Genomic DNA, 25,804 nt, shown 5'->3' with positions numbered 1-25,804 from the left:
CTTTGGAGCTGATGATCGGACTTGAACCGATAACCTGCTGATTACAAGTCAGCTGCTCTGCCAATTGAGCCACACCAGCATGTGGCGACTCAGAAGGGGCTCGAACCCTCGACCTCCGGCGTGACAGGCCGGCACTCTAACCAACTGAGCTACTGAGCCATTAAAAGTTTTGGTGGTCGCAACAGGGATCGAACCTGTGACCCCCTGCTTGTAAGGCAGGTGCTCTCCCAGCTGAGCTATGCGACCGTAATATGGTGACCCCTAGGGGAATCGAACCCCTGTTACCACCGTGAAAGGGTGGTGTCTTAACCGCTTGACCAAGGGGCCAAAACTGGCGACTCAGAAGGGGCTCGAACCCTCGACCTCCGGCGTGACAGGCCGGCACTCTAACCAACTGAGCTACTGAGCCATTAAAAGTTTTATGGTGGTCGCAACAGGGATCGAACCTGTGACCCCCTGCTTGTAAGGCAGGTGCTCTCCCAGCTGAGCTATGCGACCGTAATATGGTGACCCCTAGGGGAATCGAACCCCTGTTACCACCGTGAAAGGGTGGTGTCTTAACCGCTTGACCAAGGGGCCAAAAATGTGGCGACTCAGAAGGGGCTCGAACCCTCGACCTCCGGCGTGACAGGCCGGCACTCTAACCAACTGAGCTACTGAGCCATTAAAAGTTTTATGGTGGTCGCAACAGGGATCGAACCTGTGACCCCCTGCTTGTAAGGCAGGTGCTCTCCCAGCTGAGCTATGCGACCATGTTGGTGACCCCTAGGGGAATCGAACCCCTGTTACCACCGTGAAAGGGTGGTGTCTTAACCGCTTGACCAAGGGGCCACATTAACTCTTAAAACCACATCATTTTTGACCAGTTTTAGCTTTAAACTAAATTTGTTTATTTTGTTTTTCGTCTTTCGCACTTGGCGACCTGACAAGGAATATAATACCCAAAAACTAAAGTTATGTCAACACTTTTTTTAGTTATTTTAGGCCATTTATAGCTATTTAATAAAATTATAATTATAATTCGCCATTTTACTCAAAATTACTCTCTTTTTCTATTTTTTCAACTATTTTTTTATAGACATTTAACTGCCTTTCTCTCCAACCTATTTGATTCTTTAATTTTCCTATATTAAAATGGCACATTTCAATGAATTCTGCTTCTTCTAGAACCTTAATATTGAACTTATAACTATCTTCCCTAAAATTTCTTCCACTTGCTTCAATTTTTATTGGATAGCTCTCGTTTAGGTATATAAGTATCTCTTTATCCCAAATTCCTCTTTTGCTTGTTGATTTAGTAAAATCATTTAAAACTTTTAAGGATTTTACTTCCTCAATAGATTCTTCAATTGAATCTATTATACCTTTATAAAACAAAGCTGATGTTCCTCTGTTTATTTTTATTTTTAATAAATCAGTGTATTTTTTAATTATATCATCAACTTCTCCTTCCGAAACTAATTCTCCCTCATTCATTTTAAAAGTTTTTATGCCTGAATTATTTTTATAATTTACCACTACTTGATCATAATTCATTCTTCTAATCTTTAACTCTGTATTATACCCCTCTATATTTTCATTGGTAATTCTAAATTTCATAATATTCACCTCACTATTTAGTATTACTCCTTAAAGAAAATAATATAACCTTATAATTTCTTCTCTTTAAGTATCTATTACTAGTCAAATATGATACAATTCAAACTTAGAAATGTTATGATTAAACATATAAGAAATTTAGAAAATTATTTTTGATTATTAATATATACAAATTTAGAAGGGAGAATTAAAACTTATGATATACCATGATGTAGTTATTATAGGAGGCGGAGCTTCTGGTATGACAGCTGCAATTACAGCAAAGGATTTTGGATTAGATGTTGCTATAGTTGAAGGAACAGACAGAATAGGCAAAAAAATTCTTACTACTGGAAACGGTAGATGTAATATAACAAATTCATTAATAAGTTTTCCATTTGAAAACTTTCATAGTGCAAATGATGGATTTTTTATTAAATCTTTAAATAAATTTTCTGTAGAAGATACAAAAGCCTTTTTTCTTAATCTAGGATTACCAATAATAGAACTTGAAAAAGGGAAAAATTATCCTCAATCTTTACAGGCATCTTCTGTTGTAGATATTTTAAAAATAGCCTTAGAAGAACGTGAAATTCCTGTTTATAATTCTTACAAAGTAAAATCTATCCACAAATCTAAGGGTAAATTTACTTTATCCACAGGAAATGAGGATTCACCTGTGATTAAGTGTAAAAAGTTAATAATGGCTTGTGGAGGAAAATCTGCTCCTAAAACTGGTTCTGATGGCTCTGGATATACTCTTGCTAAAAGTTTAGGCCACTCTATTATTGAACCTAATCCAGCTATAGTCCAATTAAAACTATCTCACAATAAACTTAAAGCTTTATCAGGAATAAAGTTTAATGGTTATGCTGAAGTTTTATGTGATGGAAAAAGTATTAGAAAAGAATTTGGAGAGATTCTTTTTACAGACTACGGAATATCTGGCCCTCCAATATTACAAATATCTAGGGAAGCTTCCTTAGGATGCTTTAAAGGTAAAGAGGTTAAAATCTTAGTTGATATGATGCCTGATAAATCATTAAAAGAGTTAGAAGATTTCTTAGAAGGACATTTTGCTATTTTTTCTTGTAGAGAAGTTATAAACTCACTTATAGGTGTTGTTAACAAGAAAATGATCCCTATATTATTAAGAGAAGCAGGCATAGATAATTTACATAAACCATGTTATGAACTTACTTGGAAAGAGAAAAAAGCCTTAATAAACCTTATGAAATCTTGGGAATTTAAATGTATTGGAACAAATGGATTCCAAGCAGCTCAGGTAACTACTGGTGGAATAAATACAAAGGAAGTTGATGCTGAGACTCTTCAGTCAAAGTTAGTAGATAACCTTTATTTTTGTGGTGAATTATTAGATGTAGATGGAGATTGTGGTGGATTTAATCTTCAATGGGCTTGGAGTTCTGGATTTACTGCTGCACTTTCTTGTACCCTTCAGTAATATATTTTCTATAGATAATATAACCTTTTAATTTAAGTAAAATTTATTTTTATATAATACAAAACCCTTGGTATAACTAGGCTACAAACTCCTAGCCATACCGAGGGTTTTATTACTTTTAAAACTCTTTTTTCCAAATTGTTTCTATTGAAGCTGAAACTTCACCTAATCTATTGTTTACAATCTTGTAAAGGCACTTATAACCTTCTTCAATCTCATCCCATTGGCAAACAATATTTACATCATCCCCAAGTCTAACTTCCTTCTCATACTTTATTTTAGCTGATATAAGGCTATATTCATCTAAAATACACTCTGGAGTAGCTTCCATAGTCCATTCTAAGTATTTAGTGTTATTAACATGCTTATTAAAATCTATATCACTTCTTCTTACAGAAATATTTGATTCTAAATCTTCTCTAATTAATTTTTCAACTTTAGTTGATTTTAACTCTACCTCTCCAGTATCACTCATGTTTATTAACTCACAATACTCTTTAGGTATTCTAACAGCTCTACGCTTTTCTAAATCTATTAATAAGAAAATAATCTTTCCTTCAGCCACAAGTTCATTTTTTTCATTATAAACTTTATATACTCTACAAGCATAAAATTTCTTTATTCCTTCTAGATAAGTTTCCACATTTATTGAACTTTTATATGGTATTGGCTTTTTTATATCTATTGAATAACTATAAATAATCCAACTTAATTCATGATCTTTTAAATACTTAATTCCTTCATAAGCTAACTCTTCCTCATGGATTGCAGATACATCACCAAAGATTTTCATAAGTGGAACCATTCTTATGTTTTTATTAACATCTGAATCATAATATAGTACATCATATTTTTTCATAAATTTATTTTCGCTCATAATTAATTCTCCTAGAAAAATTTTAATACCAATAAGTTTCTGCTAAAGTAATGCTTTCTCCCTCTTCATTTTCTACTTTATGAAGAACCTTTACTTCATCTTCACCCTTAATTATTTTTGACTTTATAATTACATTATGACCATATGTAATTTCTTTTTCAAATTTTATTTTTATTTTTTTCATTTTGTAATTTAGAACAATATCAACTGGTACTGTTTCTAAAATCCACTCTACATACTTAATATTACTTACATGCATATTTAGATCTATATCTAAATATCTTATGTGAAATTTCATCTCTAAATCTTCTTTATCAAATTTCTCAAAGTTTAATTTTTTTCTTAATAATTTTGAAGACTCCTTACTTAATCCATGAATCTCATATTCTTCGTCGCTTATTCTAGCTGGTCTTCTAGTTTTTTTGTTTATTAAGAAGGCTAATACATCAGCTCTAGCTACTAAGGCCCCATCCATATCATAAGCCTCAAATACTCTGTTAGAATAAAACTTTCTTATAGATTCAACATAAGTTTTTACCTTAATTTTCTCTCTATATCTTGGATATCTATTAACTATTATTTCATAATCAAAAAATACCCAAGTAGTTTCACTGCTATTATCTGCATAGTTCATTGAATTCTTTTCTTCTTGACTTAAGCAACAGTCTGAAAAAAAGTTCATCATTGAAGTTATTCTACAGTCTTTTCTTCCATCTGTTTCTCCATAAGTAACTTCATAAACTTTTTCATAAGCTTTCCCCATTTTAATCACTCCTCATTTGGAAGTATATCAAATCAAAAAATACCTTTCAAACTAGAAAAACACCACTAAACTAGGTGTTTTAGTGGTGTTTTCTTTATAAATATATCAATACAAACAATTTGTGATGGATTCTTATTTAAAGTATCTGTTTAATAATCCAGCGAAAGCTTTTCCGTGTCTAGCTTCATCTTTACACATTTCGTGAACTGTGTCGTGGATTGCATCTAAGTTTAATTGTTTAGCTAAAGTAGCTAAATCTTTCTTACCTTGGCAAGCTCCATGCTCTGCATTTACTCTTGCTTGTAAGTTAGCTTTTGTATCAGCTTCTACAACTTCTCCTAACATTTCTGCGAATTTAGCAGCGTGTTCTGCTTCTTCGAAAGCTATTCTTTTATAAGCTTCAGCAACTTCTGGGAATCCTTCTCTGTCAGCTTGTCTTGACATAGCTAAGTACATTCCTACTTCTGTACATTCTCCTACAAAGTTAGCTTGTAATCCTTCGATTATTCTTTCATCTACACCTTTAGCAACTCCGATTCTGTGCTCATCTGCAAATGCTAAGTCTTCTCCTTGCTCTATGAACTTGTCAGCTCCAACTCCACATACTGGACATTTTTCTGGTGCTTTTTCTCCTTCATAAACATATCCACATACTGTACAAACAAATTTTTTCATAATCTTATTCCTCCTACAAAACAAACAATTTATCTAATTTCAATTTATATCATAATTTAAAAGTCTTTATTTAAGTGTTTTTTTGTTGATGTATTTCCCCATCAACCTTATGTTATTATTATATAATAATTATTATTATTTAGCAATAGTTATTTTTATTTTTTTCAAAAAAATTTTTTAAATATATAATTTATAAACAATGTATTTAAATTAATCTTATATTTAAACTTAATAATTAACTTTTAAAGTAAATAGTATAAAAATAAGAAGCACCTATTAAAAAAGCACTTCTTATTTTAAACAGAGCTTAAAATTAATATTCTATGTTATTTATAGCTTCTATTAAATCGTCTAAGTTTATTCCATGAACTATTGCAGCCTCTTCTAAAGTTTCAGCTTGAGCTGATGGGCATCCAACACATCCCATACCAAAGCTCATTAATACCTCAGCAGCTGTTGGCATTTTTCTTATTACTTCTCCAATTGTCATGTCTTTAGTTATCATAATAAACTACACCTCTCTTAATTAAATTAAAAGTTATATCCTTAATTATACTCCCTATAAATTTCAAATACAAGTATTTCACTCTGAATTATAATATTTAAAATAAAACTTATATATACTTTTCTATATTTAATTTTTCTATTATATCTTTTATCACAATCCTATCTGGAGGATTAACCTCTTCTAGTGAAGGAATATCTACCTTTTTAAAAAATAAAGCATCTGCGCTTTCTTCTCCATCTAAGACTACTTCTCCTTCATAATCATTTGAAATAAATATAGAAGATGCGTTATAAATTTCATCCCCATTAGGATATTTATTGTAACACTCTTTACCAGAGTAAACATTAAATAAGCTTAAACTCTTGACCTTAAGCCCCACTTCTTCGTATGCCTCTCTAATAGCAGCTTCCTCAAAACTTTCGCCAAGCTCTAAACTTCCTCCAGGAAGTCCCCATTTATTATTGTCAGTTCTTTTTTGTAATAATACCCTTCCCTTTTTATCAATTATTATTATTCCAGCTGAACACATTATAAGTGGTCTATGTGGATTAGGAAGTTCTTTTCTTAAATCCATTATATATCCCATACAATTCTCCTCTTAAATTACATAATTTTATTCTAAATTAATTTAAAAATATTATACCCTAAAATAAAAAATAGCTTAAGATTAAATAATCTTAAGCTATTTTAAAGTAATTATTCTTTACTACTTATTAAAGTTCTTCTCTTACTCTTATAGTTTGGTTTCTCTTTGGTCCAACACCAACTATAGAAACTTTAGTTCCTGTGAACTCTTCTATTCTTCTTAAGTAAGTTTTAGCGTTCTCTGGTAACTCTTCGTAGCTTCTTGCATCAGCAACTTCTTCTCCCCATCCTTCGAACTCTTCATATACTGGTTTACATCTAGCTAAATCTTCTAAACTAGCTGGGAAGTAATCTATAACTTTTCCATCTAATTCATATCCAACACACATTTGTATTTTATCTAATCCAGCTAATGTATCTATTTTAGTTACTACTAATGAAGTTAATCCACAAACTCTTGTAGTAGTTTTTAAGATAACAAGGTCTAACCAACCACATCTTCTTGATCTTCCTGTAGTTACTCCGTACTCATGACCTTTTTCTCTTATCCAATCACCAGTTTCATTTTCAAGCTCTGTTGGGAATGGTCCTTTACCAACTCTTGTAGTATAAGCTTTAGCTATACCAACAGCATTAGTTACCATGTTTGGTCCTATACCTGCTCCACTAGCAACTCCACATGAAGTTGTGTTTGATGATGTAACATATGGATAAGTTCCATAGTCTATATCAAGAAGCATTCCTTGAGCTCCTTCAAATAATACATTTTTATCAGCTTGGATAGCGTTGTATATTTCAACTGAAGTATCTTTAACATATGGTCTTAATCTTTCAGCAAATGCCATATATTCATTGTATATTTCATCGAAGTTTAACTCTTCTCCACCTAATAATTTGATGTATCCATTTTTCATTTCGATGTTTATTCTTAATTTTTCAGCAAAAGAATCTTTGTGCATAAGGTCACAAACTCTTATTCCTGATCTTTCATATTTATCTGTATAACAAGGACCTATTCCTTTGCAAGTAGTTCCTATATCATTTTTTCCTCTAGCTTTTTCTTTTAACTTATCTAAAGTTATGTGGTATGGCATTATAAGATGTGCTCTATCACTAACTATTAATTTCTCTGGAGTTACTTTTACTCCTAAGCCTTCTAAATAATCTATTTCTGTAAATAGTGCTTTAGGATCTACTACAACACCATTTCCTATTACGTTTAATTTCTCGTCATGTAATATTCCTGAAGGTATTAAGTGTAACTTGTATTGTTTGTCTTCAACTTCAACTGTATGTCCAGCGTTATTTCCTCCTTGGAATCTAACAACTACTTCTGCCTCTTCTGCTAAGTAATCTGTCATCTTTCCTTTTCCTTCGTCTCCCCATTGAGCTCCTAATACAACAAATGCTGACATTTTTTATTTCCTCCTTATAAAAAGAACATTAACATTCTTTTTTTATAAACCATAACGGTTGATTAACTTTTTCCGAGTAGACAACGTTCGTATTTATAGGTATTTTTGCTATAAATTTCATTGTCCTATACCATATTAACAGAGTAAAACTCTTAGGTCAAGGCAATAAAAACGAATATTTTAACATATTTTTAGTCCTAAAGTTCATTTTATTTAATTCAATTAAATAATATTTAATTTAATAATATTTCTTCGTCAAAATTCTCATTAATATTACTCTTTTCCTTATACTTATTCTTATCAATAAATTGATTTTTTACTAAATATTTTTACTTCTAAAACTAATTAAATTATTAACATTAAATTTAGATAAAATTTCAATTTTGATTTTTAAAAATGTTATACTATATTTAACGAAAGAATTACTTAATTAGACACTAAAAATCTTATTTTATTAAATATAACAAAGGAGGATAAAAAATGAATACATATGGTGTTTTCGATATCCTTGGACCAATTATGATTGGACCATCTAGCTCTCATACTGCAGGGGCTGCTAGACTTGGAAAAGTAGCTAGAGCAATCTGTGGTAAACCAATGAAAAAAGTTACTTTTCTTTTACACGGTTCTTTTGGCAAAACTTATAAAGGTCATGGTACAGATAAAGCTTTAGTAGCAGGTATCCTTGGAATGGAACCTTCTGATACACACCTTAGAAATTCTTTAGAAATAGCAAAAGAAAAAAATATTGAAATAGAGTTTAAAGAAGTTGATTTAGGAGATGCACATCCTAATACAGTTAAATTTATAATTGAAGATATTGATGGTGTTTTTCATGAAATAGTAGGATCATCAATAGGTGGTGGAAGTATTAAAATCACTGAGGTAAATGGTAGCGTTGTTGAATTTACTGGTGAATACCCAACACTAATAATCTCACATAAAGATGTTCCTGGAGCTGTATCTAAAGTAACAGCCATAGTTTATGAGCATAATATTAATATAGCTTTCATGAAAGTCTTTAGAACAGAAAGAGGAAAGGCTGCAAGAATGGTCTTTGAAATGGATAGCCCTATTACAAAGGACATTATTGATGAAATTAAGAAAGTTGAAGCTGTTGAAAAACTAGTTGTTATAAACCCAGTAAAGGAGGATATTTAGATGATTGCAAGAAGCGGTGCTGAATTATTAGAAATATGTAGAGAGAATAATTTCTCCTTAGCTGAATACGCTATTCAATATGAAATGGAAAGTAAAAACTGTACTAGAGAAGATGTAATAAAAGGTATGGAAAAAGTTCTTCAAGTTATGAAAGAAGCAGCTAATGAAGGGCAAGAAAAAGAAGTTTATTCTGTAAGTGGATTAATTGGCGGAGATGCTTATAAATTAAAAAAATACTTAGAAAAAGGGGATACTTTAACTGGGAATGTTATGGTTGGCGCTATGGCAAGAGCCTTATCTTGTTCAGAAGTAAATGCTTCTATGGGAAGAATAGTGGCATGCCCAACAGCTGGTTCTTGCGGAATATTACCAGCTGTAATATTGACTGTAGGAGAAAGATTAAATCTAAGTGATGAAGAACTTATTCAAGGTTTATTAGCATCCTCTGCTGTAGGTATGATAATTGCGCAAAATGCAACATTAGCCGGTGCTGAAGGTGGATGCCAAGCTGAATGTGGGTCTGCTGCTGCTATGGGAGCTGCTGCCACTGTAGAAATGATGGGTGGAACTCCAGAAATGGCTTTAGATGCTGGGGCAATAGTATTTAAAAATATACTTGGTCTAGTTTGTGATCCAATAGCTGGCTTAGTAGAAGTACCTTGTGCTAAAAGAAATTTTGCAGGAGCAGTTAGCGCCTTAACAACTGCCGACTTAGTTATGGCAGGCATACATAGCAAGATACCTTTTGATGATACAGTTGAAGCTATGTATAGAGTAGGAAAATCTTTACCTGCTTCTCTAAGAGAAACTGCCTTAGGTGGTTTAGCAATTACTAAAACAGGACTTAAATTAAAAGAAAAAGTTTTTGGTAAAGATAAATAATTATTTTTTAATGAGCATATGTAATTATATATGCTCATTTTATTTTTAAATAATTAGCATTCAATATTAATATACGCTTTTTAATTTTATATTGGTATTTCTTCAAAGTTACTAGTAAATTATTGACATTTATTATGATAATATTGTAATATTAACTTGTAATAACATCATTATCTTTGGTGCTTTTTTATTTCTACCAACTGGTAATGACAACATTATAATAGGGGTGAGATTTATGAATAAAATTTTTGGATTTACTCAAGAAGAATTATCCAGCTTAAAAGCCACTTATACAGCCAATGAAATATATCAACAACCAGAATTATGGAAAGAGACTTTAAACATAGTAGAAAATAATAAAGAAGCTATAAATAAATTCTTAGAAAAAAATTTAAATAAAGACAATGTAAGAATAATCTTAACTGGAGCAGGAACATCTGCCTATGTTGGAGATACCATATATCTTTATTTAGCTAAAAAGTTAGGTAAAAGAGTTGAAGCTATAGCAACTACTGACTTCGTTTCAAATCCAGATGAATATATAGATGAAAATGCAAATACCATCTTAGTTTCTTATGCTCGTTCTGGTAATAGCCCAGAAAGTGTTGGAACTTATGATTTATTTGAAAAGAAAGTTAAAAATCTAGCACACATAGTTGTTACTTGTAATAAAGAGGGTGAGCTTGCTAAGAAGTCTCAAGAAAAAGAAGGAAACTTAGTTTTATTAATGCCAGAAAAATCAAATGATAAGAGTTTTGCTATGACAAGTTCCTTTACTTGTATGACATTAGCTACTCTACTTTTATTTGATATAGCTAATCTAGAAGAAAATAAAAAAATCGTTGAAGAATTAGCTACTAAAGGACAAGCTTCTCTTGATAATCAATGGAAAGATGCAAAAGCAATTTCAGATTTAGGAGCAGAAAGAATTGTTTATGTAGGTTCTGGCGCCTTAAAGGGTCTTTGCCATGAAATGGCTCTTAAAAATTTAGAATTAACTTCTGGTAAACAAGTTACTGTTTGTGAATCAATCTTAGGCTTTAGACATGGTCCTAAGTCAATAATAAATAATAATACTTTAGTTATATTCTTATGCTCTACAAATGATTATACAGCTCTTTATGATTATGACTTAATAAAAGAAGTTTATAATGATGAAGGTACTCAAAAGGTTGCTGTTTTAAATTATTTTGACAGAGAAAATCTTAAGGAAATTTCTCATAAATATATAACAGCTAATGGATCTAAATTAGATGATACATTTATAGCATTTAATTATATAATATTTGGTCAAATGATTTCTTTCTTTAACTCTTTAAGACTTGGAATTTCTCCTGATAATCCAAGACCTGATGGAACAGTTAATAGAGTTGTTCAAGGGGTTATAATTCACGAATATAATAATTAATTTATGAGAGGTGTTTTTTATGAATAAAATTAAATCTACTAAAGATATGCTTTTAAGAGCTCAAAAAGGAGGATATGCTATTCCTGCTTTTAACATACACAATCTAGAAACTTTTCAAGTAGTTGTTGAGACTGCCGCTGAGCTTAACTCTCCTGTCATAATCGCAGGTACTCCTGGAACTATTGATTATGCTGGTCCAGATTATATAGTAGCTATGGCTGAAGTAGCCTCTCAAAAATATGATATTCCAATAGCAATTCACCTTGACCACTTTGAAGATCCAAAGCTTATAAAAAGTCATATAATAACTGGATTTAAATCTTGTATGATAGATGCTTCCCATCTTTCCTTTGAAGACAATGTAAACATGGTAAAAGAAGTTGTAGACTTTGCTCATAGATATGACGCTACTGTTGAAGCTGAACTTGGTAAACTTGTTGGAGTTGAAGATGACTTAGTGGTAGATGAAAATGAAGGAGCATATACAGACCCTGATGCAGCTTTAGAATTTGTTGAAAGAACAGGTGTAGACTCACTTGCTATAGCAATTGGAACTGCTCATGGATTATATAAAGGAACTCCTAAATTAGACTTTGATAGATTAGTTAAAATTAGAGAAAAGGTATCTGTACCTTTAGTTTTACATGGTGCATCTGATGTTCCAGATGAATTAGTTAAAAAAGCTATAGAACTTGGAATATGCAAGGTTAATGTTGCTACAGACTTAAAGATTCCATTTTCAGATGCAGTAAAAGATTATTTCATAGCTAATCCAAAGGCTAATGACCCAAGAAAATATATGACTCCAGGTAAAGAGGCTATGAAGAAAATAGTTGAACACAAGATTCTTCTTTGTGGTAGTAATGGTAAAGCTTAATTATTTAATTTTATATATAAAAGAGACATCAATTTTTTTGATGTCTCTTTACTTTATTAATCTTCTTCTAAAACTACAGTATATTCAAATTTATCTCCTCTTGAAACACTTACTGTATACTCTATAACTCTTTCATTTTCAAAGGTAACTCTTTCAATTCTCATTGCAGCTGTACCATCTTCCACATTTAATAATTTTGAATCACTCTTTGAAATTAATATTGGTTTAAAACTTTCCTTAGCCTTAGTTAGACTAACATTATAGACTTCTCTAAATATATCATACATAGGCTTTTCTTTAAGCATCTTTTCTTTCAAATCAATAAATCTATATTCAGGTAAATAAGTACACTCTACCATCATTGGAACTTCATCTGCTATTCTTAGTCTTACTATCTTATATACCAGTGAGTTTTCTTCCACTTTTAATTTTTCAGAAATCTTATTGTCAGCTCTTATTAAATCAAAGGATAATATTTTTGAAGATGGATTTTTCCCAAGCTTTTTCATTTCTTCAGTAAAACTATAAAATTTTAATAATTGTTGTTTATACACTTTAGGAGATATAAAAGTTCCCTTTCCATGGACCTTATATACATACTCTTTTCTTTCTAATTCTCCAATGGCTTGCCTAGCTGTTGTTCTACTAACATTATATTGCTCACATAATTCTCTTTCAGATGGTAACTTATCATTTTCCTTAAGTTCTCCGCTATTTATAAGATCAATTAGCTCTGTTTCTAATTGATGATACAGGGCTATGCCCCTGCTTCTCTTAAACATTCTTCCACCCCTAAATTCTAATAATACTATTTATAGTGTTATCATATTTACTATTTTTTTTCAATGTTTTTCTCTATAAAGCATAAACTCACAGTATATACAAACTGTGAGTCTTTAAAAATAATTATTTTCAATTTTATAAAACCTTAGAGACACAATACCTTTCTACAGTCATAGTAATATTTTTTGTTTTGTCTATTATAATCTCTACAGTTTCTTTATTAACCTTTGAAACCTTTCCATGTATACCACTACTTAAAACAACATTTGAGCCTACTTTTAAATTAATCTGTTGCTCTATTATCCTAGCTTTATCTTTGTTAACACCTTTAAAACTAACAATATACCAAACTAAAAATACTGCTACTAGAACTAATAAAATAATCATAAAAGTTTTCATTGGTCTCCCCACTTTCTTATATGTTTAATAATTCTCTCACACTACAAACACTATCTTTGCCATCATTTTTTATCTTTTCAACTAATTCTTTTATATCACTAAAACAATCTCTCTCCATTGTTGCAGTAACAACCATAGGCAAGTTTACCCCTGTTATTACCTCTACCTTATCTGATTTATATAAATTTAAGGCTGATTGATTCATTGGAGTTGCTCCTAATAAATCTACAAGAACCACCACTCCCTCACCACTATTTAATTCATTTATTTTTTCTCCAAGCTCTTCACCAAAACTTTCTGCATCTTGTCCTCTTTTTAAAGATACTATGCTAAATTTCTCTTGGGTTCCACAAATCATATCTATTGCATCAAATAACCCTTTTGCCATTTCACCGTGAGTTGCTACTAGTACACCTATCATCCTTCTTTGCCTCCTAAAAACCTATTTATTAATATATGGACTGTATCAAAATAACTTTTTAATAAAACTCATAAACAATATTAATAAGTAATTTTAATAATATTCTTTTAAGCTTTATTACTCTCCTTTGATACAGCCCACCTTAAATCAAAACAAAATATACTTATTTAAATTATGCAACTATTCCTAAAGCACCTAAAGTTGTGAATAATATGAACATACATATAACAATTTTGACTGGGCTCCACTTTTTATTTCTTAATAAGTGGAATACTCCTAAAACAGCTAAAACAGGAAGTAGTTTAGGGAATAAACTATCTAAAGTTGTTTGAAGAACAAATTCATATCCTCCAAAGTTAGCTTGGATTGGAGTTGTAATATTGATTATTGAACCAATCATACCTCCAACAACTATTAATCCTACGATTCCAGCTCCAAAAGTAACCTTATCCATCATGCCAGCTGAGCTTGTAGCTAAATCTGCACCCTTTTGATAACCTAAAGTTATAAGTTTCCACTTAACAAATAAGTTCCAGCTTATGAATATGATTTGTGTAATTATAAGAGCTACTAAGGCACCAGTAAAATCTTCAGTTAAAGCCATAGATGCTGGTATAGATATTAATAATGGTCCTAAGATTGCAAACATCATACTATCTCCGATACCTGCTAAAGGCCCCATCATACCAGTTTTAATACCTCTTATAAGCTCTGGATCAGCTTTTTGTTCTTCTAAAGCAGCAACTATACCTAAGATAACGGTTGCACCGTAGTTAGGACAAGTATTAAAGAATTCCATATGTCTAGTTAAAGCCTTTTTCATACCCTCTGGGTCATCTTTATAAACCTTCTTTAAAATTGGTGATATAGAAATTGCAAATCCTAAAGCCTGCATTCTTTCATATGACCAAGAAATTTGTAATAATAAATGGTTTAAAAAGACTTGCCATAAATCTTTTTTTGTTATTTTAGATTCCATTAGAATTCGCCTCCTATCTGCTCAAAATCTTCCTCATTATTTACTTTAGCTCCATCATTTTTATGATATAACTCAACGTAAATAACAGCAGTTATAAGACCTATTAAACCAACTGCGATCATTGGTAAATTTAAGAAACATACTAATATGAATCCCATAATAGCAAAATACCATTGTTTAGTTATTGGTAGGTAGTTTAATAATATTGCAACCCCTAATGCTGGCATTGCACGTCCTGCAGCAGCGAATCCATTAGTTAACCATACAGGAACCTTTTCTATAAATGCAGTAGCAACCTCTGAACCAAAGAATGCACCTACGAAAACAGGAATTGCTCTTGATAATCCCCATGGAATTGATCCAAATAAATGCCATCTCCACATTCCTTTTAAGTTTCCATTTGCAGCATGTGAATCAGCTTTATGAGCACAAATTCCAGTAGATAATCTCGCTAATACATCTAAGTATGATCCTAATAAAGCTATTGGAACTCCTAGTGCAATACCACTTTCATAACTTCCAGTTAAATAACCAAAAGTAACTCCTAAAATAGCACCAGTAGTATAGTCTGGAACAACAGCTCCACCATATGAGTGAACTCCAAGAGACATCATTTCTAAAGTAGCCCCTACAAAAAGACCAGTTTGAATATCTCCTAAGATAAGACCTGCTCCAAAACCAGCTATTAACGGCCTATGCCATAAACCTAGATAAGGACCTAGCATCTCATTAATGCTTAGGAAAGCCCATACAGAGAGTAGTAAAATTTGTATAATTCCTATTTCTTGCATAAACATATCCCCCTAATTATTAAATTGTATAATCCCCTTAAAATAATTAACTTTTAAAAGCCTCTACTAACGGTCTAATATCTTGCTTTGAGTCTGTCGGAATCATTTGGAAGTAGCAATTAACATTTTTATCTAGCAAACTTTTTAATGCTTCAAACTCTTTTTCTGTAACAAATAGTTTTTCACTTAATTTTTTAGCATTTGGTTTATGAGTCATATTGCCTATATTAAGGTCCATATATTTAAATCCACCCTCATAAATCCTATTAGCATCTACCACATCCTTAACTAATAGAAAAACTCTCTCATTTGGAGCTAGTCCTCTATTTAAGTATGCAATAACCTTATCAACTGGCTGCATTGATATTCTTACTTGCTTTGGAGCAGCTAATTTTAGTATTGCTTGTTGATTTGGATCACTAGCAACCATATCATTGGCAACTATAATATGATTTGGATTTGTCATTTTAGACCAAGCCAAGGCTACTTGTCCATGAATAAGTCTTCCGTCAACTCTGAAATGTACTATTGGCATTTTAAATCCTCCTTAATATTGTTTGTACTATTATATGACTCTAAAAATCTAGTAATACATCTTTATAATAATTTTATAATTAAATTATTATTTTAAACGAAAAAAACTCCTAGAAAATCTAGGAGTTCTTGTAGGAGTTTTATTATGTTTGTTTGTGTTTGTTATGTTTGTGTTTGTTTGTCTTTATCCAGTTCATGAATAATAATCAATCTCTAATTGATAATGATTATCATGATTAAAGTATATATGTTTTTTTATTTTTTGTCAATAAAAAACATTACATTTTTTTAGATTTTTTTGAACATTTTTTCATGGCACTCATTACAGAGCTTCTAAATCCAGTCTCTTCTAACTCTAAAACAGCTTCAATAGTTGTTCCTCCCGGTGAGCAAACATTGTCTTTTAACTTAGCTGGATGCTCTCCAGTTTCTAAAACCATCTTAGCTGATCCTAATACTGATTGAGCAGCTAATTTATAAGCCTTATCTCTACTTATTCCCTCTCTAACAGCAGCATCTGCCATAGCTTCTATAAACATATAAACATAAGCTGGTGATGACCCACAAAGTGCTATAAATCCATGGAAATCTTTCTCACTTAACACTTCTGATTTTCCAAAAGCATTAAATATATCCATAACTTCTTTTAATTCTTCTTCATTTACTAATTCATTAGGACAAATAGCGCTCATTGCTTCTCCTATTAAAGCTGGAGTATTTGGCATAGTCTTAACTATTTTTGTTTCTTTCTTAAACCATTTTTCAACATCACTTAAATTAATTCCTGCTGCTATAGTAACAATAGTCTTATTTAAGTCTACACAATCTCTTATTTCTTTTATAACTTTTTCATACATATATGGCTTTACCGCAAGAAATATTATGTCACTGTTATTACAAACTTCTTTGTTATCAAGAGTTGTGTTTATTCCTAATTCATTTTTTATTCTTTCTGCACTTGATTCTCTTGAACATGATGCAATAATATTTTCTTTGCATACAATACCTGACTTTAATATTCCTAAAACCATAGCACTTCCCATGTTACCACAGCCTATGAATCCAATTTTTTTATTCATATTATCCTCTCCTTTTTAATACAGATGGTAATTATTTTATTAACTTAATTTCTTAATAGTCATTTTAACTATTTAGTATCTAATTATAAATACTTTAATTATTATATACCTTTTAATATGTAGCTACCAATAATAAAATTAAAGGGCATATCAGCATTCTGATACACCCTAAATTTATTAAACATCCTTATGAATAGCTTCATAATCTGCAAATTTACTGTATTGACCAAGCCATGCAAGCTTAACTGTTCCAACTGGACCGTTTCTTTGCTTAGCTATTATACATTCTCCAACATTTTTATCTTCTGTTTCCTTGTTATAGTACTCATCTCTATATAAGAACATAACAAGGTCAGCATCCTGCTCTATTGATCCAGATTCTCTAAGGTCAGATAACATAGGTCTATGGTCTGCTCTTTGCTCTGGAGCACGAGAAAGCTGAGATAATGCTATAACTGGACATTCCATCTCCTTAGCTATAGCTTTTATATTTCTTGAAATCTCCGCAACCTCTTGTTGTCTACTTTCACCACTTCCACTCATAAGTTGTAAGTAGTCTATAAGTATAAGATCTATTCCATATTCCATTTTTAATCTTCTACACTTAGATCTCATTTCCATTACAGAAACCCCAGCAGTATCATCTATGTATATCTTAGCTGATGCTAAAGGGCCTGATGCTCTAGCTATATTGTCCCAATCCTCAGGAGTTAATTTACCTGTTCTAAGACTTAACATATCTACATTAGCCTCTGAACATAATAACTTATATGCAAGCTGTTCCTTTGACATTTCCAAAGAGAATATAACAACACTCTTTCCCTCTCTTAAGGCAGCATGTTCTGCTATGTTAAGAGCAAAGGTTGTTTTACCCATAGATGGTCTTGCTGCTATAAGCACCATATCACCCTTTTGGAATCCAGAGGTCATCTCATCCAAGTCTTTAAATCCAGAACCAACACCTGTAAGTTCTCCTTCATTATTAAATATAGCCTCTATTTGCTCAAAACCTCTTTCAAGAACAACACTTAAAGGTTCAAAATCATTTGATGATCTCTTTTCAGATAAATCAAATATTTTCTTCTCTGCTGAATCTATAACTTTTTCAACATCTTCTTGATTGTTATAACAATTCTCTATAATTTCTGTAGAAGATTTTATAAGTCTTCTAAGCATAGCTTTTTCATCAACTATTTTTATGTATGATTTTATGTTAACTGTACTAAGTACAGATGCACTTATCTCTGTTACATAACTTATACCACCGGCTTTTTCAAGTCTATCAGTAGATTTTAAATACTCTAAAAGAGTTAATTGGTCTACGGCTTGATCTCTTTGGTACATTTCTATTATACTTTGAAATATTACCTTATGAGCATCTCTATAAAATGAATCCTTATTTAAAACCTCAGCGGCTTGAGCTATGGTTGTTCTATCTATTATCATTGCCCCTAAAACAGATTGTTCCGCTTCTATACTTTGTGGCAAACTCTTCATTACTGGTGCTTCCATTATTCCTAATTTTCCTCCTTTCCCTTAAAATAATTTTCTAATATCATTAAAAGTTTATAAGATATTTTAAACCTTATAAACTTTTCTTAAACTTTTTATAATTAAATATTCTATTATAATTTCATCAGTTATTATCCAATATATCCCAAATAAATTACTTTATACAAAAAAATATAATTTAGTGACATAATACATAATTAATTTTTTAATTATAAAAACTAATTAATAAAATACTACTCCACTATATATAATACATTAAAATTTATCAATATATATAGAAAAATAACAAGAAAAAATGCTTTATCACAATATATATAATACATGAAATCTTGTAAAAAACCTATAGTTTTATTTATACTAGGTAAATTTAAAAGACAAAATAAAAAACCTAGAAATAAATCTAGGTTCTTTATTTTTAATTAAAAGCAATTTCCATAAGCTCTTCTATAGAACTTATAGCTTTAACTTCTATATCTTCTAATCCTTTAGGGATTTCATTTTCATTATCTTTAGGAACAGTTACTAACTTAATTCCCTTTCTTCTAGCCCCGTATATTTTTTCAAATATACCTCCAACTGGTTTAATCTTTCCTCTTAAAGAAATCTCTCCAGTTATAGCTAAGTCTTGTCTTATTGGCTTTTCTAATAAAGCACTCATTATACATATGGTAATGGCAGCTCCAGCAGATGGTCCATCTATCTTTCCTCCACCAATTACGTTAACATGTATATCATAGTCATTTATATCCTTATCAGTTAGCCTTTTTATTACAGATGCAGCATTAAATACAGAATCCTTAGCCATTGAACCAGCAGTATCATTGAATCTTATTTTTCCAGCACCCTTTTTCTTAGCTTTAAAAGCAGTGGCTTCAATCTCTATTGTTGAGCCTAAGAATCCTGAAACTCCAAGTCCATAAACATGACCTACTTCTTTTTCTTCTAAATTTTCTAGTATTTCATATGGAGTAAATCTTCCTATGCTTACAACTTCATTTAAATCCTTTGAAGTTATTTCTAGGTCTTCTGGAACTTCTCCCTCTAAGCCATAAATAGCATGACCATAAGCATCTGCTAATATATTTACAGCTCTTCTACCTTCTATAGTATAAGAAGCTATTTTCTTTTCTAAACCTTCTTCAAGCTTAACATTAAGCTTCTTAGCTGCATTTAATACTATCTTTTCAATATCTCTTGATGATAGTGGTTCAAAATAAACCTCTGTACATCTTGAACGTAAAGCAGGATTGATTTCTCCTGGTTCTCTAGTAGTTGCTCCTATTAAAACAAAATCTGCTGGAGCTCCTTTATCAAAAAGATATTTTATATATTTAGGTGTATTTTCATCATCTGGATCATAGTAAGATGATGAGAATTCAACTCTCTTATCTTCTAAAACTTTTAAAAGTTTATTTTGAAGTATTTCATCTAATTCTCCAATTTCATCTATGAATAATATACCACCATGAGCTTCAGTAACTAAACCTGGTTTTGGTTCTGGAACTCCTATTTCAGCTAAGTCTCTTTTGCTACCTTGATATATTGGATCATGTACTGAACCTAAAAGTGGGTTTGTAATTTCTCTTGGATCCCATCTTAAAGTTGTACCATTAACCTCTATGAATTTTGATCTATCATCAAATGGAGTTGATTTTAATTTCTTAGCTGTTTCTAGAGCAATTCTAGCAGCTGTTGTTTTACCAACCCCTGGAGGTCCATAAAGTATTATATGTTGAGGATATGGTGAAGCTAGTTTTGAAAGAAGTGACTTAACAGCTCTCTCTTGACCAACTACCTCATCAAATGAATCAGGTCTTAATAAAGACATTATATTCTTATTTGGAACTCTTTCATCTAACTCTTCAAGCTCCTCAAGCTTTTTCTCTGTCTTAGCATTTTCTGGACCTTTTTTCTTTTTCATTATGTTTACTCTAAGTTCATCAACATACTTTTCTTGCTTTTCCATTAAGAATTGTTCAACTTCTTTTTCTATTTTATTTTGAACATATCTTCTAGCAATAGCATCTGATATCATAGCACAAACATCTTCTAAAGCTTCATTTATAGTTTCTTCAGTTGGAACTTCACTTAAACCCTTTCCTTCAGAAACAATTTTACTTAATCCATAAAGTCTTTCATAAGGATCAGTTGAATTTATATAATTTTGTACTTTAAATCTTATAACTCTCGCTCTAAATGCACCTTCGTCTAATATATTATTTATTATATCTTTTAGTGCTTCAACTTGAGATTCTACTCCAAGTTCACTATTCATAACATCTTGTAGAACCTCTAATTCTTTAATTGATTTCAAAATAGAATCCTCCTCTTATTGAACAGGAACAACCATAACCTTCATTTTTGTTGAAACTTCTGGATATAGTTTAACTTCTATGTTATAAGTTCCTGCAATTTTTATTGTATCCATAACAATTTTCTTTTTATCAACTTCTACATTAAATTGTTTTTTGATAAGTCCTGCTACATCTTTGCTAGTTATAGCTCCGAATAATTTTCCATTATCTCCAGCCTTACCATCTATTTTTATTACTTTATCTTTTAAATCAGCAGCTAAAGCTTGAGCAGCTTCTAATTCAGCTAACTTTTGTCTTCTTTCGTTCTCTTTTTTATTGTTTAATATATGAAGATTATTATCAGTAGCTTCTTGAGCTAATTTCTTTGGAAATAAAAAGTTTCTAGCATATCCATCTGATGCATTTATAACATCGCCTTTTTTACCTAATTTTTTAACGTCTTGAAGTAATATTACTTTCATTTTATTCACCTTCCCTTGAGTTTTTTGCAATAGCTTCTTTTATTTTTTCTATAGCCTCGTCAATAGTGGCATCCTTAATCTTAGCGCCAGCCATAGTCATATGACCTCCGCCACCAAGTTCTTCAAGAATCACTTGAACATTAATATCCCCTAAAGATCTTGCACTTATAGCAACATCTTCACCTAATTTTATTAATACAAATGAAGCTTGTATTCCAGTAATATTTAAAAGTTCATCAGCAGCCTGAGCTGCCACAACAGTATCAGTAATATTTTCTGGGCAAACTGCTATTGCTATTTTATTTTCTACCTTTGCAGATTTTATTATTTCTGCTTTTGCTATATAATTTTCTAAGTTATTACTAAATATTTTTTTAATCTCTACTGTGTCTGCACCTAATCTTCTTAAAAATGAAGCTGCTTCAAAGGTTCTTACACCGGTTTTAAAAGAGAAATTCTTAGTGTCTATATAAATTCCAGCTAAAAGACCTTCTGCTTCAATTCTATTTAATTTAGGTTTATCTAACATATACTGAACCATTTCAGTAACAAGTTCTGATGTAGATGAAGCATATACCTCAATATAATTTAATAGTGCTCCCTTTATATCCTCAGGACTTCTTCTATGATGGTCTATTACAACCACCCTTTCAATAAGTTCTGTTAACTCTCTATCTAATACATAGTTTGCACTATTAACATCTACTATTATTAATAAAGTATTGTCATCTATATTCTTTTTAGCTTCTTCAGTAGATATAAATAGTTTACTATATTCTTCTTTTTCTTTAACTCTATCTAAGAAAAATTCTATAGCATTAGTATCTTTTTCTAATACTATATTAACATTTTTTCCTAACTTCTTCACTACTGAAGCTAAACCAAATGAAGCACCAAAACAATCCATATCAGGATTTTTATGTCCCATTATATAAACAGTACTACTTTCATAAACAAGTTCTTTTAATACATGGGCTACAACCCTAGCTCTAACTCTTGTTCTCTTTTCAAGTTCCTTAGCATTTCCTCCAAAGAACTCAATATTTTTACCTGATTTAATAACTGCTTGATCTCCACCTCTACCTAAAGCTAATTCCTTAGCCTTTGTGGCATCATCTTGATTTTGTGCAGGAGTTTCTCCACCTCTTCCAACACCTATGCTTAAGGTTACTTCTATTTCATTCCCTAAGTTAATTTCTCTTATAGTATCTAGTATATCAAACTTTTTAGAAATTTCCTTGCCAATAATAGCATCGTCTACTGATAAAATATATTTACTATTATCATACTTTTTTATCATGGCATTTAGTGAATTTCCATAATTATTTATTGTTCTTTCTATTTCTGCTATAAGTAGTGGTTTTTTGTCATCATCTATTGTTTTTAAAACTTCACTAAAATTATCAACTTCTAAAAGCATTATACTTTCTTTTGTGGCCTTCTTTAAATAAGTAACATCATTAAAAAATACCAAAAAATATTTTTTATCTGATTCATCTAATTTTAAACCCTCACTATAAACTTCATAGATATTACTTTTTATTTTTATATTTTGAGAATTTTCTTTTCCTGTTCTAATGATCTTATCTAAAGCAACACCTTTTATAACAGATACTAAATTCGTTTCTAGTAAATCTTCACTATTTATAAGCTTACTAAACTTATGGTTATACCATATTATTTCACCAGTAGAATTTAATATAGTTAATGGGAAAATCAAATTAAAAATATTGTCTTTAACTTTCTCATCTACATTTTTATATAATTTATCTATCTTTTCTTCCTCATCCTTTTCTTCTCTTAAAAAGTCAGATATTTTATAGATTAAATATATTATATATACAAAAGCTATTACTAAAGATACTATTTTAAAGTTTAATTTCCAAAATACTAAGCACGCTAAAACTACAAATGCAAAGTAAGCTAAAAATTTATTATAATCTTCCAATATTGATTTCATTTTAACAGCCCCTTACTAAATATAAATATTAGTTATTGCACTTTCTTTTTTAGTTTCTCCTTAATGTAACTTCCTAAACTATTTGGATCTACACCTCTTATATCAATTAATACATCAATCAATCCTAATATTCCAAATAATTGTGGTATTGAAGTAACCATTAATATACTAATAAAAACTATTAAAAAATTGCTAAATCTATATCTATACTTTAATAAATTTGAGACTACAGCTAATCCTTGAATTATAAGCATAGCAAATAATAAATTTAGTGTAAGCATGTATATGCCCTTATTACTTATTACTCCCTTGCTTACTAAAAGCATAACAAAAAGATTTATTAATACAACTGCTGCAATTAATATTGGGTTAAAAAACCACTTTGAAAAAGGTGGTAAGCTGTTTAATTTAAATCCTAATTTATTAATAATGTACTTTCCAACGGTATAACTTAAAAATGCTCTCATTATTATAACCATAACTAATACCATAGGTATCATATTCATTATAAAACTTGCATCCATAGACTTCATAAGCTCTATCATTTGAGTGTTAGCCTGTGAACTTCCCATCATTTGTTCACTGATTTTAGCAGCTTCATTAAAAACATTTACTAATTCATTTATATATTGATTAAATGTAATTCCTGTAAAAGCTGAAAATAATAATGCTATTTCTATTAATACACCAATTGTATTTGCTACAATTAAATATATAAATGATTTTATTCCTGAAAATTTCTTTTTAACACAGGTTCCTAAAACCAAACCTATAATTCCATTTGTTATGGCTAATTGAATTCCATATATAGACCCCATGAAAAATCCAATCAAAATTCCACTAATAACAATAGAACAAATAGAGGTTTTAAGATTATACTTTAAATACAATAAAGCTATAGGAATTGGAATAGCAAAGCTTATTATTGTACCTATTCCTGGTAAGCTAGTAAGCATCATAAGTACAAATGTTATTGCTGACATTATTCCAGCTTCAACTATAGATTTACTCTTATTCTTTTCTTCCATATGTTCCTCCAAATAAATTATCTTCTTTCTTTTAAATGATTAAATAATTTAGTTAAGTTACCTCCTTGTTTTTCTAAATTATCCTCTTCAACTATACCAATCTTTAAACTTTTTTTAATTGTCTCATCTACTTCTATTGCAGAATGACCTAACTTATCTGCTAAAATGTATAATAAAATAATTAAAGATGCTATGCAGTTTACTATGGCATCCTTTGCTACATTACTTCCTTTTGTTAAAAGTGTAAATAGTTCTCCTAATATGCAGATAATTTGAGCTTTTATTTCTTCAATAATCTTTATATCTCCCATGATATTAAAGTTATCTTTTTTCATATTTCCCTCCCAATTATACCCTTTATTATATACCTTTATTTTATTTATTTTTTTAGTCTTATGCAATAAATGAGACTTAATTCAGAGAAAACTTAAAAACTCTAAATTATAGTAGCATTTATATTAAAGTGTACATATTTTAATAAGTATACACTTTAATATACTTACCACACAAATAAAATTTTCTTAAACCATTTAATAAGACTATTTAAAAACTTTAATGATTATAATAATTTAATATATAATAAAAAAACCCCTGAAAATATCAGGGGTTTGCAACCATTACTCAGTTGTGAATGGTAATAATGCGATATTTCTTGATCTCTTGATAGCATCTGTTAATTGTCTTTGATGCTTAGCACAAGTTCCAGAAATTCTTCTTGGTAATATTTTACCTCTTTCTGTGATGTATTTCTTTAATTTAGCTACATCTTTGTAATCTATTGATTCAGCTTTATCAACGCAGAATATGCAAACTTTTTTTCTTGCTCTTCTGAATTTTCCGCCTCTTTTTACGTTACTCATCACTATTTCCCTCCTTACCTAAAATCTGAATTAGAATGGAATGTCTCCATCATCAATTGGTGTCATATCATCATTACTATTGAATGATGAATCACTAAATGAATTGTCTGGCATACCGAAAGAACCACCGAAATCATTTCCTGAACCAAAGCCTGAGTTTCCTCTTGCTCCGCCATTTCCTGAATCGATAAAGTCAAAACTTTCAACAACTACGTCAGTAGTATATCTTCTAGTTCCATCTTGAGCTTCATAACTTCCAGTTCTTATATTTCCTGAAACAGCCAATTGTCTGCCTTTAGTAATATATTGAGCTATGGTCTCACCAGTTTTTCCAAAAGCTATGCAACTGATAAAATCAGCTTCATCTTTTTTGAATTGTCTATTTACAGCTAGTGTAAATCTTGCAACTGCTGTACCGCTTCCTGCTGCAAATCTAAGCTCTGGATCTTTAGTAAGTCTACCAATTAAAACTACTTTATTCATTTACG

At 30.6% G+C, this 25,804-nt stretch carries 27 protein-coding genes and 10 tRNA genes; 5 read left to right on the top strand and 32 right to left on the bottom strand.

From position 1 onward, the window contains the following. Positions 1 to 3 precede the first annotated feature (3 nt). The 11 genes from I6G60_RS01915 to I6G60_RS01865 form a co-directional block, all read right to left on the bottom strand. Positions 4 to 79, bottom strand: a tRNA-Thr gene (locus tag I6G60_RS01915). 3 nt (positions 80 to 82) lie between these two features. Continuing rightward, positions 83 to 159 (bottom strand) — tRNA-Asp (locus tag I6G60_RS01910). A gap of 11 nt (positions 160 to 170) precedes the next feature. After that, positions 171 to 246: transfer RNA gene (locus tag I6G60_RS01905), tRNA-Val, on the bottom strand. 6 nt (positions 247 to 252) lie between these two features. Further along, positions 253 to 327: transfer RNA gene (locus I6G60_RS01900), tRNA-Glu, on the bottom strand. Positions 328 to 332: 5 nt separating this feature from the next. Continuing rightward, positions 333 to 409, bottom strand: a tRNA-Asp gene (locus I6G60_RS01895). Between the two features lie 13 nt (positions 410 to 422). Further along, positions 423 to 498: transfer RNA gene (locus tag I6G60_RS01890), tRNA-Val, on the bottom strand. 6 nt (positions 499 to 504) lie between these two features. Beyond that, positions 505 to 579 (bottom strand) — tRNA-Glu (locus I6G60_RS01885). Positions 580 to 586: 7 nt separating this feature from the next. After that, positions 587 to 663 (bottom strand) — tRNA-Asp (locus I6G60_RS01880). A gap of 13 nt (positions 664 to 676) precedes the next feature. Beyond that, positions 677 to 752, bottom strand: a tRNA-Val gene (locus tag I6G60_RS01875). A 4-nt stretch (positions 753 to 756) separates the two neighbouring features. Next, positions 757 to 831: transfer RNA gene (locus I6G60_RS01870), tRNA-Glu, on the bottom strand. Positions 832 to 1,029: 198 nt separating this feature from the next. Continuing rightward, positions 1,030 to 1,599 (bottom strand): hypothetical protein, encoded by a 570-nt coding sequence (locus I6G60_RS01865; protein ID WP_003466875.1) that lies wholly within the window; start codon positions 1,597 to 1,599, stop codon positions 1,030 to 1,032. Positions 1,600 to 1,795: 196 nt separating this feature from the next. Here I6G60_RS01865 and I6G60_RS01860 point away from each other — a divergent pair, with 196 nt between their 5' ends. After that, the gene (locus tag I6G60_RS01860) at positions 1,796 to 3,043 is read left to right on the top strand and encodes a BaiN/RdsA family NAD(P)/FAD-dependent oxidoreductase (RefSeq protein ID WP_197925557.1); all 1,248 of its coding nucleotides are present in this window, start codon (positions 1,796 to 1,798) and stop codon (positions 3,041 to 3,043) included. A gap of 118 nt (positions 3,044 to 3,161) precedes the next feature. Here I6G60_RS01860 and I6G60_RS01855 read toward each other — a convergent pair whose 3' ends face one another. The 6 genes from I6G60_RS01855 to I6G60_RS01830 form a co-directional block, all read right to left on the bottom strand. Then, entirely contained in the window at positions 3,162 to 3,920 is a 759-nt protein-coding gene (locus I6G60_RS01855; protein ID WP_003456854.1) for an acyl-ACP thioesterase domain-containing protein, read from the bottom strand. A gap of 22 nt (positions 3,921 to 3,942) precedes the next feature. Then, complete coding sequence (locus tag I6G60_RS01850; protein ID WP_003466879.1) at positions 3,943 to 4,683, bottom strand: acyl-[acyl-carrier-protein] thioesterase; 741 nt, start codon at positions 4,681 to 4,683, stop codon at positions 3,943 to 3,945. A gap of 132 nt (positions 4,684 to 4,815) precedes the next feature. Beyond that, positions 4,816 to 5,358, bottom strand: a complete 543-nt coding sequence (locus I6G60_RS01845) for an NADH peroxidase (RefSeq protein ID WP_011591188.1) — start codon at positions 5,356 to 5,358, stop codon at positions 4,816 to 4,818. 313 nt (positions 5,359 to 5,671) lie between these two features. Further along, positions 5,672 to 5,863 (bottom strand): DUF1858 domain-containing protein, encoded by a 192-nt coding sequence (locus I6G60_RS01840; RefSeq protein WP_003451010.1) that lies wholly within the window; start codon positions 5,861 to 5,863, stop codon positions 5,672 to 5,674. 109 nt (positions 5,864 to 5,972) lie between these two features. Further along, positions 5,973 to 6,452: an NUDIX hydrolase gene (locus I6G60_RS01835; protein ID WP_003460002.1), complete on the bottom strand. Its 480-nt coding sequence runs from the start codon at positions 6,450 to 6,452 to the stop codon at positions 5,973 to 5,975. A gap of 127 nt (positions 6,453 to 6,579) precedes the next feature. Continuing rightward, complete coding sequence (locus I6G60_RS01830; RefSeq protein ID WP_003450991.1) at positions 6,580 to 7,866, bottom strand: adenylosuccinate synthase; 1,287 nt, start codon at positions 7,864 to 7,866, stop codon at positions 6,580 to 6,582. A 480-nt stretch (positions 7,867 to 8,346) separates the two neighbouring features. Here I6G60_RS01830 and sdaAB point away from each other — a divergent pair, with 480 nt between their 5' ends. The 4 genes from sdaAB (at position 8,347) to I6G60_RS01810 (ending at position 12,194) form a co-directional block, all read left to right on the top strand. Further along, positions 8,347 to 9,027 carry an L-serine ammonia-lyase, iron-sulfur-dependent subunit beta gene (gene sdaAB, locus I6G60_RS01825; RefSeq protein WP_003459996.1) on the top strand — a complete coding sequence of 227 codons (681 nt, stop codon included), beginning with the start codon at positions 8,347 to 8,349 and terminating at the stop codon, positions 9,025 to 9,027. Next, positions 9,028 to 9,909, top strand: coding sequence for an L-serine ammonia-lyase, iron-sulfur-dependent, subunit alpha (gene sdaAA / locus I6G60_RS01820; RefSeq protein WP_003451046.1), 882 nt, complete (start codon positions 9,028 to 9,030; stop codon positions 9,907 to 9,909). A gap of 235 nt (positions 9,910 to 10,144) precedes the next feature. Next, a complete protein-coding gene (locus tag I6G60_RS01815; protein WP_011591189.1) occupies positions 10,145 to 11,317 on the top strand; it encodes an SIS domain-containing protein in 1,173 nt (390 codons plus the stop codon). A 19-nt stretch (positions 11,318 to 11,336) separates the two neighbouring features. After that, positions 11,337 to 12,194, top strand: coding sequence for a tagatose bisphosphate family class II aldolase (locus I6G60_RS01810; RefSeq protein ID WP_011010998.1), 858 nt, complete (start codon positions 11,337 to 11,339; stop codon positions 12,192 to 12,194). Positions 12,195 to 12,250: 56 nt separating this feature from the next. Here I6G60_RS01810 and I6G60_RS01805 read toward each other — a convergent pair whose 3' ends face one another. The 15 genes from I6G60_RS01805 to I6G60_RS01735 form a co-directional block, all read right to left on the bottom strand. Further along, a complete protein-coding gene (locus I6G60_RS01805) occupies positions 12,251 to 12,976 on the bottom strand; it encodes a GntR family transcriptional regulator (protein WP_003466360.1) in 726 nt (241 codons plus the stop codon). A gap of 136 nt (positions 12,977 to 13,112) precedes the next feature. Next, a complete protein-coding gene (locus tag I6G60_RS01800) occupies positions 13,113 to 13,376 on the bottom strand; it encodes a preprotein translocase subunit YajC (RefSeq protein WP_011010999.1) in 264 nt (87 codons plus the stop codon). A 16-nt stretch (positions 13,377 to 13,392) separates the two neighbouring features. Beyond that, positions 13,393 to 13,797, bottom strand: coding sequence for a PTS sugar transporter subunit IIA (locus I6G60_RS01795; RefSeq protein ID WP_003451031.1), 405 nt, complete (start codon positions 13,795 to 13,797; stop codon positions 13,393 to 13,395). A 172-nt stretch (positions 13,798 to 13,969) separates the two neighbouring features. Then, the gene (locus I6G60_RS01790; protein ID WP_003460011.1) at positions 13,970 to 14,776 is read right to left on the bottom strand and encodes a PTS system mannose/fructose/sorbose family transporter subunit IID; all 807 of its coding nucleotides are present in this window, start codon (positions 14,774 to 14,776) and stop codon (positions 13,970 to 13,972) included. Further along, positions 14,776 to 15,567 carry a PTS mannose/fructose/sorbose/N-acetylgalactosamine transporter subunit IIC gene (locus I6G60_RS01785; protein ID WP_003451051.1) on the bottom strand — a complete coding sequence of 264 codons (792 nt, stop codon included), beginning with the start codon at positions 15,565 to 15,567 and terminating at the stop codon, positions 14,776 to 14,778. Before I6G60_RS01785 ends, I6G60_RS01790 begins: the two co-directional genes overlap by 1 nt. A gap of 46 nt (positions 15,568 to 15,613) precedes the next feature. Beyond that, positions 15,614 to 16,102, bottom strand: coding sequence for a PTS sugar transporter subunit IIB (locus tag I6G60_RS01780; protein WP_003451042.1), 489 nt, complete (start codon positions 16,100 to 16,102; stop codon positions 15,614 to 15,616). A 277-nt stretch (positions 16,103 to 16,379) separates the two neighbouring features. Continuing rightward, positions 16,380 to 17,180 (bottom strand): pyrroline-5-carboxylate reductase, encoded by an 801-nt coding sequence (gene proC / locus I6G60_RS01775; protein WP_003459984.1) that lies wholly within the window; start codon positions 17,178 to 17,180, stop codon positions 16,380 to 16,382. Positions 17,181 to 17,357: 177 nt separating this feature from the next. Then, positions 17,358 to 18,692, bottom strand: coding sequence for a replicative DNA helicase (locus I6G60_RS01770; RefSeq protein ID WP_003451036.1), 1,335 nt, complete (start codon positions 18,690 to 18,692; stop codon positions 17,358 to 17,360). Positions 18,693 to 19,107: 415 nt separating this feature from the next. Next, positions 19,108 to 21,006: a Lon family ATP-dependent protease gene (gene lonC, locus I6G60_RS01765; protein ID WP_003459992.1), complete on the bottom strand. Its 1,899-nt coding sequence runs from the start codon at positions 21,004 to 21,006 to the stop codon at positions 19,108 to 19,110. Positions 21,007 to 21,021: 15 nt separating this feature from the next. After that, positions 21,022 to 21,468, bottom strand: coding sequence for a 50S ribosomal protein L9 (gene rplI / locus I6G60_RS01760; RefSeq protein ID WP_003451030.1), 447 nt, complete (start codon positions 21,466 to 21,468; stop codon positions 21,022 to 21,024). A gap of 1 nt (position 21,469) precedes the next feature. After that, a complete protein-coding gene (locus tag I6G60_RS01755) occupies positions 21,470 to 23,428 on the bottom strand; it encodes a DHH family phosphoesterase (RefSeq protein ID WP_003459997.1) in 1,959 nt (652 codons plus the stop codon). Between the two features lie 32 nt (positions 23,429 to 23,460). Further along, positions 23,461 to 24,456, bottom strand: a complete 996-nt coding sequence (locus I6G60_RS01750; protein WP_003459978.1) for a YybS family protein — start codon at positions 24,454 to 24,456, stop codon at positions 23,461 to 23,463. Between the two features lie 17 nt (positions 24,457 to 24,473). Further along, on the bottom strand, positions 24,474 to 24,791 hold the full coding sequence (locus I6G60_RS01745; protein WP_003450993.1) for a MazG-like family protein: 318 nt from the start codon (positions 24,789 to 24,791) through the stop codon (positions 24,474 to 24,476). Between the two features lie 282 nt (positions 24,792 to 25,073). Then, positions 25,074 to 25,316 (bottom strand): 30S ribosomal protein S18, encoded by a 243-nt coding sequence (gene rpsR, locus I6G60_RS01740; RefSeq protein ID WP_003451020.1) that lies wholly within the window; start codon positions 25,314 to 25,316, stop codon positions 25,074 to 25,076. Positions 25,317 to 25,346: 30 nt separating this feature from the next. Continuing rightward, positions 25,347 to 25,799: a single-stranded DNA-binding protein gene (locus I6G60_RS01735; protein ID WP_003451037.1), complete on the bottom strand. Its 453-nt coding sequence runs from the start codon at positions 25,797 to 25,799 to the stop codon at positions 25,347 to 25,349. Between the last annotated feature and the right edge of the window lie 5 nt (positions 25,800 to 25,804).

It is taken from the genome of Clostridium perfringens, assembly GCF_016027375.1.
GTDB classification, from domain to species: Bacteria; Bacillota; Clostridia; order Clostridiales; family Clostridiaceae; genus Sarcina; species Sarcina perfringens.
The sequence above is the reverse complement of the archived record's forward strand: the minus strand, read 5'-3'. Positions and strand labels throughout refer to the sequence as shown.

What these genes read in the sequence shown, in the direction of transcription:
- I6G60_RS01790 (WP_003460011.1), bottom strand. Translation starts at nt 14,776, where the DNA reads ATGGAATCTAAAATAACAAAAAAAGATTTATGGCAAGTCTTTTTAAAC.
- I6G60_RS01800 (WP_011010999.1), bottom strand. Translation starts at nt 13,376, where the DNA reads ATGAAAACTTTTATGATTATTTTATTAGTTCTAGTAGCAGTATTTTTA.
- I6G60_RS01785 (WP_003451051.1), bottom strand. Translation starts at nt 15,567, where the DNA reads ATGCAAGAAATAGGAATTATACAAATTTTACTACTCTCTGTATGGGCT.
- I6G60_RS01840 (WP_003451010.1), bottom strand. Translation starts at nt 5,863, where the DNA reads ATGATAACTAAAGACATGACAATTGGAGAAGTAATAAGAAAAATGCCA.
- I6G60_RS01835 (WP_003460002.1), bottom strand. Translation starts at nt 6,452, where the DNA reads ATGGGATATATAATGGATTTAAGAAAAGAACTTCCTAATCCACATAGA.
- I6G60_RS01805 (WP_003466360.1), bottom strand. Translation starts at nt 12,976, where the DNA reads ATGTTTAAGAGAAGCAGGGGCATAGCCCTGTATCATCAATTAGAAACA.
- I6G60_RS01860 (WP_197925557.1), top strand. Translation starts at nt 1,796, where the DNA reads ATGATATACCATGATGTAGTTATTATAGGAGGCGGAGCTTCTGGTATG.
- I6G60_RS01770 (WP_003451036.1), bottom strand. Translation starts at nt 18,692, where the DNA reads ATGGAAGCACCAGTAATGAAGAGTTTGCCACAAAGTATAGAAGCGGAA.
- rpsR (WP_003451020.1), bottom strand. Translation starts at nt 25,316, where the DNA reads ATGAGTAACGTAAAAAGAGGCGGAAAATTCAGAAGAGCAAGAAAAAAA.
- I6G60_RS01850 (WP_003466879.1), bottom strand. Translation starts at nt 4,683, where the DNA reads ATGGGGAAAGCTTATGAAAAAGTTTATGAAGTTACTTATGGAGAAACA.
- I6G60_RS01745 (WP_003450993.1), bottom strand. Translation starts at nt 24,791, where the DNA reads ATGAAAAAAGATAACTTTAATATCATGGGAGATATAAAGATTATTGAA.
- I6G60_RS01845 (WP_011591188.1), bottom strand. Translation starts at nt 5,358, where the DNA reads ATGAAAAAATTTGTTTGTACAGTATGTGGATATGTTTATGAAGGAGAA.
- I6G60_RS01865 (WP_003466875.1), bottom strand. Translation starts at nt 1,599, where the DNA reads ATGAAATTTAGAATTACCAATGAAAATATAGAGGGGTATAATACAGAG.
- I6G60_RS01735 (WP_003451037.1), bottom strand. Translation starts at nt 25,799, where the DNA reads ATGAATAAAGTAGTTTTAATTGGTAGACTTACTAAAGATCCAGAGCTT.
- I6G60_RS01855 (WP_003456854.1), bottom strand. Translation starts at nt 3,920, where the DNA reads ATGAGCGAAAATAAATTTATGAAAAAATATGATGTACTATATTATGAT.
- I6G60_RS01810 (WP_011010998.1), top strand. Translation starts at nt 11,337, where the DNA reads ATGAATAAAATTAAATCTACTAAAGATATGCTTTTAAGAGCTCAAAAA.
- proC (WP_003459984.1), bottom strand. Translation starts at nt 17,180, where the DNA reads ATGAATAAAAAAATTGGATTCATAGGCTGTGGTAACATGGGAAGTGCT.
- sdaAA (WP_003451046.1), top strand. Translation starts at nt 9,028, where the DNA reads ATGATTGCAAGAAGCGGTGCTGAATTATTAGAAATATGTAGAGAGAAT.
- I6G60_RS01780 (WP_003451042.1), bottom strand. Translation starts at nt 16,102, where the DNA reads ATGCCAATAGTACATTTCAGAGTTGACGGAAGACTTATTCATGGACAA.
- I6G60_RS01795 (WP_003451031.1), bottom strand. Translation starts at nt 13,797, where the DNA reads ATGATAGGTGTACTAGTAGCAACTCACGGTGAAATGGCAAAAGGGTTA.
- rplI (WP_003451030.1), bottom strand. Translation starts at nt 21,468, where the DNA reads ATGAAAGTAATATTACTTCAAGACGTTAAAAAATTAGGTAAAAAAGGC.
- I6G60_RS01830 (WP_003450991.1), bottom strand. Translation starts at nt 7,866, where the DNA reads ATGTCAGCATTTGTTGTATTAGGAGCTCAATGGGGAGACGAAGGAAAA.
- I6G60_RS01815 (WP_011591189.1), top strand. Translation starts at nt 10,145, where the DNA reads ATGAATAAAATTTTTGGATTTACTCAAGAAGAATTATCCAGCTTAAAA.
- I6G60_RS01755 (WP_003459997.1), bottom strand. Translation starts at nt 23,428, where the DNA reads ATGAAATCAATATTGGAAGATTATAATAAATTTTTAGCTTACTTTGCA.
- I6G60_RS01750 (WP_003459978.1), bottom strand. Translation starts at nt 24,456, where the DNA reads ATGGAAGAAAAGAATAAGAGTAAATCTATAGTTGAAGCTGGAATAATG.
- sdaAB (WP_003459996.1), top strand. Translation starts at nt 8,347, where the DNA reads ATGAATACATATGGTGTTTTCGATATCCTTGGACCAATTATGATTGGA.